At 63.1% G+C, this 14590-nt stretch carries 15 protein-coding genes; 5 read left to right on the top strand and 10 right to left on the bottom strand.

Going from position 1 to position 14590, the window contains the following annotated elements; all coding sequences use genetic code 11:
• Nucleotides 1-122: 122 nt before the first annotated feature.
• Nucleotides 123-674, bottom strand: coding sequence for a prepilin peptidase (locus KCX59_RS06945; protein WP_091466126.1), 552 nt, complete (start codon nt 672-674; stop codon nt 123-125).
• Between the two features lie 59 nt (nt 675-733).
• On the opposite strand from KCX59_RS06945, the gene KCX59_RS06940 reads away from it, so the two are divergent.
• Both KCX59_RS06940 and KCX59_RS06935 read left to right on the top strand, forming a co-directional pair.
• Nucleotides 734-1495, top strand: coding sequence for a hypothetical protein (locus tag KCX59_RS06940; RefSeq protein WP_179019225.1), 762 nt, complete (start codon nt 734-736; stop codon nt 1493-1495).
• A gap of 32 nt (nt 1496-1527) precedes the next feature.
• Entirely contained in the window at nt 1528-2172 is a 645-nt protein-coding gene (locus KCX59_RS06935) for a GNAT family N-acetyltransferase (RefSeq protein WP_179019227.1), read from the top strand.
• Between the two features lie 168 nt (nt 2173-2340).
• Here the strand turns inward: KCX59_RS06935 and KCX59_RS06930 are convergent, their stop codons facing one another.
• Together KCX59_RS06930 and KCX59_RS06925 are read right to left on the bottom strand one after the other, a co-directional pair.
• On the bottom strand, nt 2341-3735 hold the full coding sequence (locus KCX59_RS06930; RefSeq protein WP_370629234.1) for a PhoH family protein: 1395 nt from the start codon (nt 3733-3735) through the stop codon (nt 2341-2343).
• Nucleotides 3736-3972: 237 nt separating this feature from the next.
• Nucleotides 3973-4779, bottom strand: coding sequence for an isoprenyl transferase (locus KCX59_RS06925; protein WP_017198688.1), 807 nt, complete (start codon nt 4777-4779; stop codon nt 3973-3975).
• A gap of 108 nt (nt 4780-4887) precedes the next feature.
• Here KCX59_RS06925 and trhA point away from each other — a divergent pair, with 108 nt between their 5' ends.
• Nucleotides 4888-5529, top strand: a complete 642-nt coding sequence (gene trhA, locus KCX59_RS06920; RefSeq protein ID WP_179019229.1) for a PAQR family membrane homeostasis protein TrhA — start codon at nt 4888-4890, stop codon at nt 5527-5529.
• A gap of 21 nt (nt 5530-5550) precedes the next feature.
• Here the strand turns inward: trhA and KCX59_RS06915 are convergent, their stop codons facing one another.
• From KCX59_RS06915 to mca, 3 genes are all read right to left on the bottom strand, one after another.
• Nucleotides 5551-7725: a thioredoxin domain-containing protein gene (locus KCX59_RS06915; protein WP_179019231.1), complete on the bottom strand. Its 2175-nt coding sequence runs from the start codon at nt 7723-7725 to the stop codon at nt 5551-5553.
• Complete coding sequence (locus KCX59_RS06910; RefSeq protein WP_091466116.1) at nt 7703-8014, bottom strand: hypothetical protein; 312 nt, start codon at nt 8012-8014, stop codon at nt 7703-7705. The genes KCX59_RS06915 and KCX59_RS06910 overlap by 23 nt, the downstream gene beginning before the upstream one ends.
• A 106-nt stretch (nt 8015-8120) precedes the next feature.
• A complete protein-coding gene (gene mca, locus KCX59_RS06905; protein WP_179019232.1) occupies nt 8121-9026 on the bottom strand; it encodes a mycothiol conjugate amidase Mca in 906 nt (301 codons plus the stop codon).
• Between the two features lie 75 nt (nt 9027-9101).
• On the opposite strand from mca, the gene KCX59_RS06900 reads away from it, so the two are divergent.
• Both KCX59_RS06900 and greA read left to right on the top strand, forming a co-directional pair.
• Nucleotides 9102-9560, top strand: coding sequence for a DUF4307 domain-containing protein (locus KCX59_RS06900; RefSeq protein ID WP_178997869.1), 459 nt, complete (start codon nt 9102-9104; stop codon nt 9558-9560).
• A gap of 152 nt (nt 9561-9712) precedes the next feature.
• Entirely contained in the window at nt 9713-10207 is a 495-nt protein-coding gene (greA, locus tag KCX59_RS06895) for a transcription elongation factor GreA (RefSeq protein WP_026542824.1), read from the top strand.
• Nucleotides 10208-10337: 130 nt separating this feature from the next.
• On the opposite strand, the gene KCX59_RS06890 is transcribed toward greA, so the two are convergent.
• The 4 genes from KCX59_RS06890 to KCX59_RS06875 form a co-directional block, all read right to left on the bottom strand.
• Nucleotides 10338-10952, bottom strand: coding sequence for a rhomboid family intramembrane serine protease (locus tag KCX59_RS06890; RefSeq protein ID WP_218649688.1), 615 nt, complete (start codon nt 10950-10952; stop codon nt 10338-10340).
• A gap of 26 nt (nt 10953-10978) precedes the next feature.
• Nucleotides 10979-12217 (bottom strand): threonine ammonia-lyase, encoded by a 1239-nt coding sequence (gene ilvA, locus KCX59_RS06885; protein WP_091466109.1) that lies wholly within the window; start codon nt 12215-12217, stop codon nt 10979-10981.
• 3 nt (nt 12218-12220) lie between these two features.
• Nucleotides 12221-13501, bottom strand: a complete 1281-nt coding sequence (locus KCX59_RS06880) for an AI-2E family transporter (RefSeq protein WP_178997865.1) — start codon at nt 13499-13501, stop codon at nt 12221-12223.
• Nucleotides 13502-13595: 94 nt separating this feature from the next.
• Nucleotides 13596-14546, bottom strand: a complete 951-nt coding sequence (locus KCX59_RS06875) for an aldose 1-epimerase family protein (RefSeq protein ID WP_256871584.1) — start codon at nt 14544-14546, stop codon at nt 13596-13598.
• Nucleotides 14547-14590 lie beyond the last annotated feature (44 nt).

Below are 14590 nucleotides of genomic sequence, written 5' to 3'. Positions count from 1 at the left end.
TGCCGCCCTCATACACGTCCGAACACTCGCTGGGCTAAGCATGACCCAGCCCGGTAAACGCCGAGAATACGGGGAGCGTTGCAATTTGGCCGCAGTTGGTACGGGACCAGTGCTTTGCGGCTTCACGCGGGCAGGACCACCATGGCGGCCGTCGCCCCGGCCAGCATGAAGGGGCCGAACGGGATGGCCGAGCGCAGCGTGCCTCGCCGGGCCACCAGGATGCCCAGGCTCCACAGCCCTCCCAAGAGGAAGGCAGCGAACGTTCCCGCAAAGATGTGGCTCCATCCCAAGTAGCCCAGATACAGGCCCAGCACCCCGGCCAGCTTGACGTCCCCAAAGCCCATTCCGGGTGGATGGACGAGCCTGAGTATGAAGTAGAACAGCCAGAGCAAGGCACCGCCGGCGATAACGCCCAGGCCGGGCACACCAAAGACCACAGCCGCCGGTGCGCCCTCCGGGGTTGAATCAGCGAAGTACACCACCAGTGCCGCAGCCAGCAGCAGCACTCCAGCCACTGCGTAGGACGGAAACACGATCCGGTTTGGCAACAGGTGGCTCCGGATATCTATCACTGTGAGCCGGACGGCCATCACCACGAAGTACAGGCATGCCGCCATCACGAGCCAGAAGCCCAGCGGATTGGCATCCCAGAGGTCGGAGAGTCGTCGGATCACCTTCGGATGCTATCCCGATGGCCGCCATTCCTGCTTGAACCCGTAGGTAAACTGTGGATATGGGGCGCTACAGTGCAGCTGGACCGGGTTTTGACTTGTCCTCCACATTCCGCAATCTTTGCCGTTCGTCGCCGTGGAAGTGGACCAGCCTCCGCTTTGAGTACCTCGAACGGCCCGGCTCCGGCGCCGCCATGGTCCGGGCTTGGCTTAGGCGCCCGGGTGCCCTCCGCCTCGAGACGCCGGACGGCCAACTTCTGCACAGCACCACCGGCATCAACGACTCCCGGGACGATCTTTACATCAGTTCCACGCGCCGTTCGTGGCTGCTTCCGGCTCACCTTGTGACACCGGTTTATGACGACGCCGGCCTTGTCCGCCGGCGCCCTGAGGCCGCCTACGGTGAGCCCTCCTTTGGTAACGGGCGCCTGGCCGCCGCCCTCGACCCCGTAGAGCTTGCCGGCAACGCCCCAGTCCCCTTGGAGTTCCCGGACACCAACCGGGTCTTCCTGGAGCAACCCCGCGAGGTGGACCATGAGGGCCGCCTTGCCTTGGAAACCATCGTTACTCCCAGCCGGACGTATGTCCCTTCCGACCCCAGTGAACCCTTGGCACACCCCGGCAGAACACTGATCAGGATCGACATCGGCACAGGCGTTTGCGTGGCCAGCCAGAGCCTGGACGGCGACTCCGCGGGCAAAGGGCACTGGCTCAAGATCCTGGCAGTGGACGAGTACATGCTTGACGACCTCTTTCTGGCAGAATCGATGAACCTCACGGACGTCAGGCGCCACATCTCGTGGGACATCGGCCCTGCCGCCTGAGGGGTGGCTCCCTTCCGGGCTAAGCTACGGCGATGACATCGCTGGCAGAAATATGGCCCCCTTTCGGACTCACCCTCACCACTCCGAGGCTGACCATCCGTCCCGTCCTCGACGAAGACATCCCTTCCGCCGTGGCCGCGGCCCGTTCCGGTGTCCACGAGCCCGGCAAGAGCCCGTTCAGCATGCCGTGGACAGAACTTCCCGACGACGAGCTCGCTCCCAACATGGCCCAGTGGTACTGGCGCTGCCGCGCCAACTTCACAAAGGACTCCTGGACCCTTCTCCTCGGAGTCTGGCATGACGACGAGCTCCTCGGTGTCCAGGACGTCGGTGCCAAGAGCTTCAAAACCCTGAAAACAGTGAGCACCGGCTCGTGGCTCAAGCAGTCCGCGCAGGGCCAGGGTTTCGGCAAGGAGATGCGTGCCGCCGTCGTGAGCTTCGCCTTTGACCATCTGGGCGCGGAAGTAGCCGAGTCCGAAGCGGCGGTCTGGAACCAGCAGTCCCTGGGCGTCTCTACCAGCCTCGGCTACGAACTGAACGGCACTTTCCGCGACGGCTGGGGCGAAAAAGTGGAGGAAGTCCAAAGAGTCCGCCTCACCCCCACCACATTCACCCGCCCCCACTGGACCCTAAAAGTCCAAGGCCACGAAGAACTAAAAACCTACCTCACGCTCTAACGGCACTAGAAGCATTAGCGAGGCGGCGGTCTCCCGGGAAGGAGCGCATCGCGACGCATCGGACCCCGGAGGTCGCCCAGCGACCGCAGGGGTCCCTATGCGTTGTGTCTAATCGACGGCGAAGGGCCGTGGCCCGGCGAACCGAACCACGGCCCAGCCAAGGATGACCTAGATCTCAGCCCCTTCGAGCAGCTCAGTCACAAGAGCAGCAATCGGCGACCGCTCAGAGCGGGTCAGCGTGATGTGCCCGAACAGCGGATGGCCCTTGAGCGTCTCCACTACGGCGGCCACCCCGTCGTGCCGCCCCACGCGGAGGTTGTCGCGCTGGGCGACGTCGTGGGTGAGGACGATTTTGGAGTTTTGTCCGATGCGGCTCATGACGGTGAGGAGCACGTTTTTCTCGAGTGACTGTGCTTCGTCCACGATCACGAAGGCGTCGTGCAGGGAGCGCCCTCGGATGTGGGTCAGCGGCAGGACTTCGAGCATGCCCCGGTCCATGACTTCTTCCACGACTTCCTGGCTGACGAGCGCCCCGAGGGTGTCGAACACTGCCTGCGCCCAGGGGTTCATTTTTTCGGATTCGGAGCCGGGGAGGTAGCCGAGTTCCTGGCCGCCCACAGCGTAGAGGGGGCGGAAGACCACTACTTTGCGGTGTTCCCGGCGTTCCAGGACGGCTTCCAGGCCCGCGCAGAGGGCGAGTGCGGATTTGCCTGTGCCTGCGCGGCCACCTATGGAGACGATCCCGACGGCGGGGTCCATGAGGAGGTCGATGGCGAGCCGTTGCTCTGCTGACCGTCCGTGGAGTCCGAAGACGTCGCGGTCGCCTTTGACGAGCCTGACTTGTTTGTCTGCTCCTACGCGGCCGAGGGCGGAGCCGCGGTTGGACAGGAGAACCAGTCCCGTGTTGACGGGAAGTTCTGCGGCTGCCGGGATGAAGGCGGGTTCGTGGCCGTAGAGGGTGGTGATTTCTTCTTCGGTTGCGTCCACTTCGGCCATGCCGGTCCAGCCGGAGTCTTTGACGAGTTCGTTGCGGTATTCGTCGGCGTGGAGACCCATGGCGGAGGCTTTGACGCGCATGGGGAGGTCTTTGGAGACGACGGTGACGTTGTGGCCTTCGTTTGCCAGGTTTTTGGCGACGGCCAGGATGCGGCTGTCGTTGTCCCCTCCGCGGAATCCCGCGGGCAGCACTTCCGTGGAGATGTGGTTCATTTCCACCCTGAGGAGACCGCCGTCTTTCCCGATGGGGATGGCGTGGTCCAAGCCTCCGTGTTCGATTCTGAGGTCGTCCAGGAGCCTTAGGGCTTTTCGGGCGAAGTAGCCCAGTTCGGGATCGTGGCGTTTTCCTTCCAGTTCACTGATGACCACGATGGGGACGATGACTTCGTGTTCAGCGAAGCGCAACAGTGCGTGTGGATCGGATAGCAGGACGGACGTATCGATCACGTAGCTGCGGCCTGTGGCGGACGGTGCGGTCCGCGCTTTTTGTGAGACCCGCTTGGTGCGAGAGGTAGCTGCACTTTCCCCGTCGGAAACCATTGCGGGCAGTTGCTCAGAAATAGCCACATCGACTCCAGCCCCGGGCAGTTCGCCCGGCCTAATGGTGAAGCGGCTCGGCCGGAAGGCCGGGCGTGGCCTCCCATGTAACTGGTGCGATAGTCCGCTCCATATACTGGCCTCCCCGATCAGCGGGCGGTTTTGCCTGCTGATGGGATTAACGTAATCCCACTCACAGAAAATTCCGCAACCTGCGTCGGCAAGTCGCATTGCCAGCTGATTAATTCCTGATGAACTGCAGCAAGGTTAGGTCCCGAAGCGCCGCTGGCGCCCGGCATAATCCCTGAGCGCACGTAGGAAATCGACCTTGCGGAAGGCAGGCCAGAGGGCTTCACAGAAGTAGAACTCGCTGTACGCGCTTTGCCACATGAGGAACCCTGAGAGCCGCTGCTCGCCGGAGGTGCGAATGACGAGGTCCGGGTCGGGTTGGCCGCGGGTGTAGAGGAACCGGGAGATGTCGTCCACCGAAAGTTCATCTGCGACGTCGGACATCTTGCGTCCTTTTGCGTCGGCATCGTGGAGGAGTTCCCGGACGGCGTCGACGATTTCGCGGCGTCCGCCGTAGCCGACGGCCACGTTCACGTGGATCTTTTCGTGGACCGGGGTGCGGGCGGTCAGTTTGTTAAGGCGTTCGGCCAGGTAGTCCGGGAGGAGTTCCGGTGCGCCCATTGCGTGGACGGAGACATCCTCGTCTTCATCCAGCCTGTCCATGGTGTTCGCGATGATGCCCATGAGCAGGTCCAGTTCCTCGCCGGAGCGGCTCATGTTGTCCGTGGAGAGCATGTAGAGGGTTACGACTTTGACGCCGAGTTCCTGGCACCAGCCGAGGAATTCGTGGATCTTGTCCGCGCCCGCTTGGTGCCCTTGGCTGGTGGGTGCGTTGAACTGGCGCGCCCAGCGCCGGTTTCCATCCACCATCACGCCGATATGCCGCGGAATTCTGTCCTGCTTGAGCGAACGCAGCAGTTTGCGCTCGTAGAAGCCATAGAGGAAACCGGGCAGCTCCACCGGACTCTCACCTGACTTCCTTGCTTGTACGACGACGGCGCACATCCAAGGCTACCGTCCCGAGCTGCCGGGCCGGTGCAGAAGACGGACAAATTCGCCTTCAGGACTTGTTACCAGTGGGTAACTTACCGAAACGTAAGTTATTCTTGACCCATGGCTGAGCTCCTCGAAACCAAGCCCCTATGGCGTGGGTGGATCCACGCCGTCGCCGCCCCCTTTGCACTCGCGGCAGGGATCATCCTGGTGACCGTCGCACCCACGCCCGACCGCAAGGTCACCTCCGCCATCTATGCCTTGACGGGCTTCCTGCTGTTTGGCGTCAGCGCCGTTTACCACCGCGGAAACTGGTCGCCCAAGGTCCGAATGCTCCTCAAACGACTGGATCACACGAACATCATGCTGGTGATCGCCGGCAGTTACACCCCCCTGGCGTGGTCCTTGCTGGAGCGATCACAGGCCGTGACGTTGCTGTGGCTAGTGTGGTCCGGAGCAATAGTCGGGGTGCTCTTCCGAATTCTGTGGACACACGCTCCACGCTGGTTGTACGTGCCGGTTTACATAGCACTAGGCTGCGGAGCGTTGTTCTACCTGCCCCAGTTCTTCACCGCCAATGCCCCGGCAGCAATACTCATCTGCGTCGGTGGAGCGTTGTACATCGCCGGCGCGGTGTTCTACGCCATAAAAAAACCGAACTTCAGCGTCCAGCACTTCGGCTTCCACGAACTCTTCCACGCCTTCACAGTGCTGGCGTTCGCGGCGCATTTTGCTGCCATCATGATGGCAGTGCTCAGCTAGGCCTGAGCTGGAAAGGCCGTGTCAGTCGCCTGCCGCCATCGCCGCCAGCCGGGACTGAACCGCTGCCACATCGCTCAGCGGCCTCTCGCACACCATGTCGCGGCACAAGTAAACCTGCGCCGATCCGTCTGGCGCGCCTGACCTGTGGAGCAGCAGAGGAACTTCCACCTCCCCGGCCGGGAACGCGCCGTCGTCCATTTTCACGGCGATAACCAGGCCGGGGCTGGGAGACTTCAGCAGCGCAGTGTGCAACTCGCGTAGCAGCGGCGAGTCCGGACCTGCGACGGCGGCCTCTACCGGGCCGGCCAGTGCAGCTTGCGCGGTAGCCAGCAGCCAACCCGCAACACGTGGCGCCCGCGTGGCGAGGGGTGGTAACAGGCTGAGGATATTGCCGGCCATCAGGCGATGCTCGTGGGAACCGGAGTAAGCGGCGAAAGACAACAAGGCGCCCGCGAAACCGGCGGCACCGCTGGGCGTGGCATTGTCGAACGGGTCCAGCGCAGTTTGCTGGCCCTGGGCGTTGAAAACCTGCGCGGACTCCCCCGCAGAGTCGGCCAATTTCCCGTTCTCCACAAAACGTGAACATGCGGCAAGAATGAGCTCCTCCGCGAAGCGGTACCAGCGCGTGGCTCCCGTGACGCCATAAAGCGCCAGGAGGCCATCGGCGCAGAAGGCGTAGTCCTCAAGCAGACCGCCAATGCCCCGCGCCCGCGAGTCATGTGAAACCCGGACCAGCACCTGTGACGCACTGTTCCAGTGAACGTCCGCGAGGTACTCCGCCACGGCTTCGGCCGCGGCAACCAAGTCAGGGCGGTCCAGGATGGCGCCTGCTTCGGCGAGGGCGGCCAAGGCGAGGCCATTCCACCCGGCCACCACTTTGTCGTCCCTGGCCGGCTGGTTCCGAAGATTACGGGAGGCCAACAGCACCGGCCGGACCCGCTCCCAGAGCCTGCTCTCTGCGTCCGTCAACGCCCGGCCAGGATGTAGCGGCGAACCCAGCTCAGAGACAGTCCCCTCTGCGCCGACGTTCATCATGGTCGCCACAGCCTCGGCGTCATCCGCGCCAAGGGCGTCCACGAGAGATTCGGGAGTCCACAAATATGTTGCGCCCTCATGATGCACGCCTCCAACCACGGTGTCAGCGTCCAGGGATGAGGCCAACGCGCCGTTCGACAGCTTGAGGGAACCCAACATCCAATCGGCGCACCTCGAGGCAACGGATGCTGCTTCGCCCGCCGGGAAGACCTCATTGCCGCCAAGCCGGGCCCAGTGTGCGTAGACCCGCAGCAACTGCGCATTGTCGTACAACATTTTTTCGAAGTGCGGCACGGACCAGTCCGCCGTCACCGAGTAGCGGGCGAATCCGCCGTCGAGCTGGTCGCGCAAGGCCGAGCGGGCCATGCCGGCAAGACCCCGGGCTGCCATGTCGCGGGCAGCAAGAGCAGTATCCGACGGTGCGGCTGCGTGCCGGATGAGGAACTCAAGAACCGCCGACGGCGGAAACTTGGGAGCGCTGCCGAACCCACCGGCGTCGGGGTCTTCGGAACGGGCCAGCAGCGCTACGGCCTCCGGGAGGAGGCTGGCTTCCAGCATTTCGGGCGGGCCGTCCAGCCGGACCACACCGGCAAAAGGTGCATCGGCCAGGTTCGCTGCCAGTCCCCTGGCATTCTGCTCCACGGCATCGCGGCGCTCCAGCCACGCCTCATGGACTGCCTCCAGGACATTGCGGAACGAGGGACGGCCGGGCAAAGGAATGGGCGGGAAGTACGTTCCCGCGTGAAAGGCGAGCCCGTCGGGGGTGAGGAAGACGGACATCGGCCACCCACCTTCGCCGCTGATGGCCTGGGTGGCCGCCATGTACACGGAGTCGACGTCGGGCCGCTCTTCCCGGTCAACCTTCACCGGGACAAAATGGGCGTTCAGGTAATCGGCAGTTTCCTGGTCTTCGAAGGATTCGTGGGCCATGACGTGGCACCAGTGGCATGCCGCGTAGCCGATGGAGAGGAAGACGGGGACATCACGCTGGGCAGCAAAGGCAAAAGCCTCATCACCGAACGGGCGCCAGAACACGGGATTGTCCGCGTGCTGCCGCAGGTAAGCAGAAGGCTCCGAACCCAGGGCGTTACTTGCCCCGGGCCAGTTGGGTCGACCCGATTCAGCGGGTTGACCCGATTCAGCGGGTTCGGGGGCCGCCATCGCCATTCTCGTCGGTGGAGCTACTTGCTTCGACAGCGCTTTCGCTTCCGCCGTCCGCGTTGTCCGCTTCTGCCGCCAAGCGTGCTTCCTCCACCTGGGCGCGGTAGCGAACACGGCGGATCCTGCGAACCATGTCCACGATCAGGAAGGTTGTGAGGATCACGATGAAGGCCGTGAGGACGAAGCCCCACGTACCGGGCGTCACCTGATCCTCGGACAGGCCGGGCCGCAGCGTGCCCGTGGGATCGGGCGACGGAGTGACGGTCAGGGCAAGAATCAAGTGATGCACTTTCAAACCTTCTATGGGAGCTGGTGCGTGCCGATTGGCAGCGCGTAGCCGGGAAACCGGCCGGCCGCACGGTAATTTCTACGAGCGATAGAAACTACCGGCATTCCTATCTTATCCCCGCGAAGAGGTCCTTCTCCGGCAGCTCGGAAGGGACCCTGGACTTGATCAGAGTGTAGTCCTCCCACGGCCAGGCGGTCCTTTGCAGGTCCGGCGATACCGCGAAGAAGAAGCCGAGAGGATCGATCTGGGTCCGGTGAGCCCGCAGGGCGTCATCCCTGGCCTCGAAGAAGTCACCACAATCAACTTGCGTGGTGGTCTGATGTCCCGCTACCGGCGCTGTGTGACCTTCCGCATCGGCTTCCAGCCATGCCGCAAGCCGCTCGGCATACGGGGACTGCAGCCCCGCTTCTTCCAAGGCGAAGTGCAGCGCACGGAATCGTTCAGGGCTGAAGGCGCGGTCGTAGTAGAGCTTGCTGGGCGCCCAAGGCTCGCCCATGCCGGGATAGCGCTCGGGATCGCCTGCGGCTTCAAAAGCTTCCACCGCAACCTTGTGGGCCATGATGTGGTCCGGGTGCGGGTAGCCACCGTTTTCGTCGTAGCTGAGAATGACGTGTGGCTTGAAATTGCGGACCAGCCGGACCAAGGGCGCCGTGGCGCGCTCCAACGGCTGCAGGGCGAAGCACCCCGGAGGCAAGGGCGGAAGCGGATCGCCTTCGGGTAGGCCCGAATCCACAAAACCGAGCCAGCGCTGCTGGATACCCAGGACCGCTGCCGCGTTGGCCATCTCAAGGCGCCGTGCGCCAGCCATGTCACGTTTGGGATGGGGGGCGCCCTCCAAGGCGGGGTTCTGGATGTCACCGCGCGAACCGTCCGTGCAGGTGGCAACCATGACGTCCACTCCCGTCGCGGCGTACATCGCCATGGTTGCTGCGCCCTTGCTGGACTCATCATCCGGATGGGCGTGGACGGCGAGCAGACGCAGCTGCTGCTCGGAACTGCTGGACGCTGTCACGTGACGGCTCCTCTTTCATGGATCATGCTTTTGTGGGCGGTGATGGGGCGCCGGGATCGGCACTAAACTGGATGGGTGACTTCAGAGGACCTATCGGCCACCCAAGTACCGGCAAGCACCAGCCTAGCCAATCGTTACGGCGGTCAAAAGCGCGCCATGACCCGCAAAACCAAGCGGAACATTGTCATCGCCGCCTTGGTCCTCGGAATGGGGTTCGCCGCCTATATAGCAACTGGCTCAGCCCAGGCCCCTGTCACCTTCAAGGACATCGGTTACAGCACCGTGGACGACACCCAGGCTGAGGTGGACTACCAGGTCACCAAATACCCCGGAGCCACGGCCAAATGCGCCATCAAGGCCCTGGATTCGAAGTTCGCAGTGGTCGGCTGGAAAGTGGTGGAGATCGGGCCCAACGATCCCCAGGACGATCCCGACGGCGGCAGCACCACCATGCAGCGGACTGTCCTGAGGACCGAGTCACCGGCAGTCTCCGGAATCGTGGACAACTGCTGGATCGTGGACAGCGGGAAATAGCCATCATGTGACCCACGACTCAACCGGTTTGGGTTCGTCCAGAGGATTTACTACAATGGATGAAACCTTCACCCCGTTAAGTTGGTTACTGAGATTCACGAGTGGCCAACTCGGCGGGGTCTTTTGCATTGTCAGATCTAGAGGAGAAATCCGTGTCTACCACCAATAGCGCCACTGCGGCTTGGCTTACCCAGGAAGCTTTCGACCGCTTGCAGGCTGAGCTGGACCACCTTTCCGGCGCTGGCCGGGCGGAAATCGTCCAGAAGATCGAAGCTGCACGCCAGGAAGGCGACCTCAAGGAAAACGGCGGTTACCACGCCGCCAAGGAGGAGCAGGGCAAGATCGAGGCCCGCATCCGCCAGCTCACCGCCCTCCTGCGCGATGCCCAGGTGGGCGAAGCCCCCGCTGACGACGGAATCGTCGAGCCCGGCATGCTGGTTGTTGCCCGCATCGCCGGCGACGAAGAGACGTTCCTGCTGGGCTCCCGTGAAATCGCCGGAGACTCCGACCTTGACGTCTTCAGCGAAAAGTCCCCCTTGGGTGCCGCAATCATCGGCCACAAGGAAGGCGACAGCCTGAGCTACGTCGCCCCCAACGGCAAGGAAATCCCGGTGGAGATCGTTTCCGCCAAGCCCTACGTCGCTTAAGCAGCGGCTAAAACGGCCTGAAATACACGACGCCGGCCCACCCCCTTCGCGGGGTGGGCCGGCGTTTTTCGTGTGTACCCAACTAGGTGACAGCAAACGCTCCAATGAGGGCTCATTAGGACACTTGCTGTTACTCAGTTGGGTAGGCTGTGAGCTTGGCCTTGGGACGGAGCAGTATGGCCGCTACGACGCCCCCTACGGCCCCGCCGAGGTGCGCCTGCCAGGAGATGTAGCCCAACACCGTGGGTAGAACGCCGAAGAGGATGCTGCCGTATGCCATGAACAGGACCACCGAGAGCAGGATCTGCCACCAGCTGCGGTTGAAGAATCCCCGCACCAACAGGAAGGCAAAGAAGCCGAACACCAGGCCGGAAGCTCCGACTGTTACTCCTCCCCCGCCAATGAGCCACACCGCAAGTCCCGATCCGAGCCAACTGAAGGCCAATGCTGTGATGAACACCCGGATTCCGGACAGGAACACCAGGAAACCGAAGATGATCAACGGCAGCGTGTTGGACAGCAGATGGTTCAGGTTCGCGTGCAGCAACGGAAACGTCAGGATGTCCAGCACACCGTCCATGGAACGGGGTCGCAGGCCAAAGGTTGGATTGAGCCCGTGGCGCATCAGGGTGTTGAGGATCTCAATCACGTAGAGCAGAATGACGAATCCGCCCATGAAGAGCAGCCCGCCCTTCGCCCGACCAGCGAGCGACTCTCTGGCCGCTTCCTTTGAGCCCTCAGGCATTCCAAGCACCACGGGCGCCCCTCCTGTCAGTGCACCACGATTGGCTGGAAACCCTCGGCCCTGAGCGCACCGAGAACCTGCTCGCCGTGCTCGTGGCCCTTGGTTTCCAGGTTGATAGTGATGGAGACGTCGCCCATGCTGATGGAACCACCCAAGCGGGTGTGGTCCAGGCCGGTGACGTTGGCATCGTTTTCAGCGATGATGCGGGCGATGGTGGCCAATGAACCCGGGCGGTCGTCCAGCATCATCCGAACCGTCATGAAGCGGCCAGCGGCGGAAAGACCGCGCTGGATGACTTTGAGCATCAGCATGGGATCGATGTTGCCTCCGGAAAGCACGACGGCGGTGTTCCCCGGGTTTTCGATCTTGCCGTCCATGAGCGCGGCTACTCCGACTGCCCCGGCAGGCTCAACAACCATCTTGGCGCGCTCGAGCAGGAAGATCAGTGCCCGCGCGAGGGAGTCCTCGCTCACGGTCACGACGTCGTCCACAAGCTCGCGGATGATGCTGAAGGGAAGCTGCCCGGGACGTCCCACCGCGATGCCGTCAGCCATGGTGGTGACCTTCTTCAGCGGCACCAATGCATCGGCAGCCAAAGATGGCGGGTAGGCGGCGGCGTTTTCTGCCTGCACGCCAATGACCCTGATCTCACGGCCGAGCTCCTTGGCCCTGGCCTTGATCGCGACAGCCACACCGGCCAACAGCCCGCCGCCGCCAACTCCCATGAGAATGGTGTCCACGTTGGGGATCTGGTCCAGGATTTCAAGCCCGATGGTGCCCTGTCCTGCAACAACGTCCACGTTGTCGAAGGGGTGAACGAAAACCGCACCTGTTTCGTTGGCGTAACGCTGCGCTTCTGCCAGCGCTTCATCCACGTTGTGGCCGTGCAGTATGACTTCGGCACCGTGGCTGCGGGTGGCAGCCAACTTGGGAAGTGCCACGCCGAGGGGCATGTAGATGCGGGCATTGATGCCAAGGCTCTTGGCAGCCACCGCCACACCTTGGGCGTGGTTGCCGGCCGAGGCCGCCACCACACCGCGCTTCTTTTCCTCATCCGTCAGCCGGGCCATCCGCACATAGGCGCCGCGGACCTTGAAGGAACCCGCACGCTGCAGGTTCTCACACTTGAAAAAGACGTTGCCGCCCACGAGGCTGCCCAGCGCACGGGACGACTCCACCGGAGTCTTGGTAATAATGCCCTCGAGCAGCTCCTGCGCCTTGAGGACATCGTCCAGCGTGACGGGCAGGGTTTCGAGGGTATTCACTGACTATTCTCCTTTGTTGGTGTCGGCTTGGGGCTCCTCAACAGAGGTGCTCCCCGAAGCCTTGGTCTTGCCGGCGACGCCTTTGCCGAGGCGGGATTCGGGCCTTGGAAGGTGGACCTCCTTGAAGTTGGCGTCGCCTCCTGGCCCCGCCGAAGCGGCTGCCGGCTGGAGCTCCACACCGCCCAATCCTTCATCATGTTCCCACGTCCGGCCCGCAATGTAGCGAACTGCCGTGTTTACTACGGCGAGCAGCGGGACCGCGAACAGCGCCCCGGGGATACCTGCCAGGTAGGAACCGGCGGCAACCGAGAGGATCACAGCCACCGGGTGGAGTGCCACCGCCTTGCCCATGACCAGCGGCTGCAGGATGTGGCTTTCCAACTGCTGCACCACCAGAACGATCGCCAGCATGATCAGGGCGTTGATGGGCCCGTTGGCAACGAGGGCGAGCAACACAGCGATGGCACCCGTAACCAAGGCACCGACCACCGGGATGAACGAGCCGATGAATACCAGGACGGCCAAGGGAAGAGCCAGCGGAACCTGAATGATGGCAGCGCCAACGCCAATGCCCACAGCATCCACGAACGCGACGAACATTTGGATCCGCACATAGCTGACCATGGACGTCCAGCCTCGACGCCCGGCGCCATCGGTGGCCCTCCGCGCGCTCTTGGGCAGGAGACGAACCATGAAGGCCCAGATCCTGGGCCCCTCCAGCAGGAAGAAGATGAGGATGAACAGAGCCAGAACAAGACCTGCCGCAAAGTGTCCGGCGGTGCTGCCGAAGGACAGCGCACCACTGAGGATGCTGCTGCTGTTGTTCTGGAGCGCATCAGCGCCGTCGGAAATGTACTGGTCAATCTGGTCCGCGGTCAGGTGCAGCGGGCCATCGGCCAGCCAGGTTTGGATCTGCTGGATGCCTGCCAGTGCTTCGTGCCATAGCGCACCGAAACCCGTAACAAGTTGCCTGCCCACCAGCGCCAGGGCACCACCGATCACGCCAATGAAACCAAGCACGGTAATGGCGACTGCTCCCCCGTTGGGAACCTTGCGATTGCGCAGCCAAGCCACAACCGGATGCAGCAGACCGGCCAGCAGCGCGGCAACCATCACCGGGATAATGAGGAAGCTGACCTTGCCCAGCAGCCAGACGAGGGCACCGATCATGAGAAGGATCAAGCCTGCCCGCCAGGACCAGGCTGCAGCAATGCGCACCCCGTAGGGGATGTCTTCGGCAATTTGGCGGTCAGAACGTGTTTTGGCGTCCGGTGTTGGCGTCATGAACCCATAATTCCGTAGCCCGGGCCGTATGGGAAACCGGCTCTCACTTCCGAGACAATCCGAGACATTCCGAGGTATCTCCCGGAGCAAGGGCCTACAGGGATGCTGTGATTCCCCACCGCATGGTGAACGCCTCGCCAGGTGCCAGCCAGCGAAGGCCATCCCCGCTATTGAACGCGTTGGCCGGGCCGGTCATCGGTTCGATAGCCACTGCTTTGGAGCGGCCAGGGAACGTGTCCGTGACGAAAACGTGGGCGTATTGGCAGCTTTCGTCCTGCTCAAGGCTTACGCTGCGGCCATCCGGTGCGGTGAGCGTGTGGCGCGCCGTCCCGCCGTCGAACGCCAGGTCCGTCAGTGCAACATCCACCAACAAGCTGCCCACAGCGGCACCCCCGGAGAAGTCATACCCGCCGTCCACAGGAGCGGTGCTGCGTGGGATGAGTCGATCGTCCGCCACCAACCGGGTGCCTGCATGGACCGTCAGGACCAGGTCCTCGGGGGCGACATCGCCCACACGCAGGTAGGGGTGCGCGCCCAGGACAAAGGGAGCCGTGGCTTGGGAATCGTTGATCAGCGTCTGCGAGACCCGGAGATCCAAGCTCTGATCGAGCTCGTAACGCACCCGATGCCGCACCAGGAACGGGTAGCCGTGTTGCGGGAAGACCGTGGCTTCCAGCGTCACGGAAAACTCGGTTTCGTCCACCAGGGTGTACCCGGTGTTGCGCAACAGGCCGTGGCTGGCGTTGTTGCGTGACGCTTCAGTGATATCGAGTTGTTGCTTTTTTCCTTCCAGATACCAGACCCCGTCTTCTACGCGGTTGGCCCACGGCGCCAGGGTGATGCCGCTGGCTCCGGGCGGAATTTCGCCGTCTCCATAGCTTTCAGTCAGCTGCACTCCACCTCGGGAGTAGAGCCGCAAACCCGCGGCGAGCTCGGTGATGACGGCGAGCGCGTCGTCCCTGCGGAGCTCGAACTGGCGCCCCGTAGCATAGCGGCGGGACTCGGACTGGTGGGGGTTATCGGCAGGCAACGGGGACGCAGACATGGCAATACCGTACTGCATTAGAGGACGGTTCCCCACTGAGAAAT

The organism is Paenarthrobacter nitroguajacolicus, from assembly GCF_051027655.1.
In the GTDB taxonomy this organism is placed as follows: domain Bacteria; phylum Actinomycetota; class Actinomycetes; order Actinomycetales; family Micrococcaceae; genus Arthrobacter; species Arthrobacter nitroguajacolicus.
This window is presented reverse-complemented; position numbering and strand designations above follow the sequence as displayed.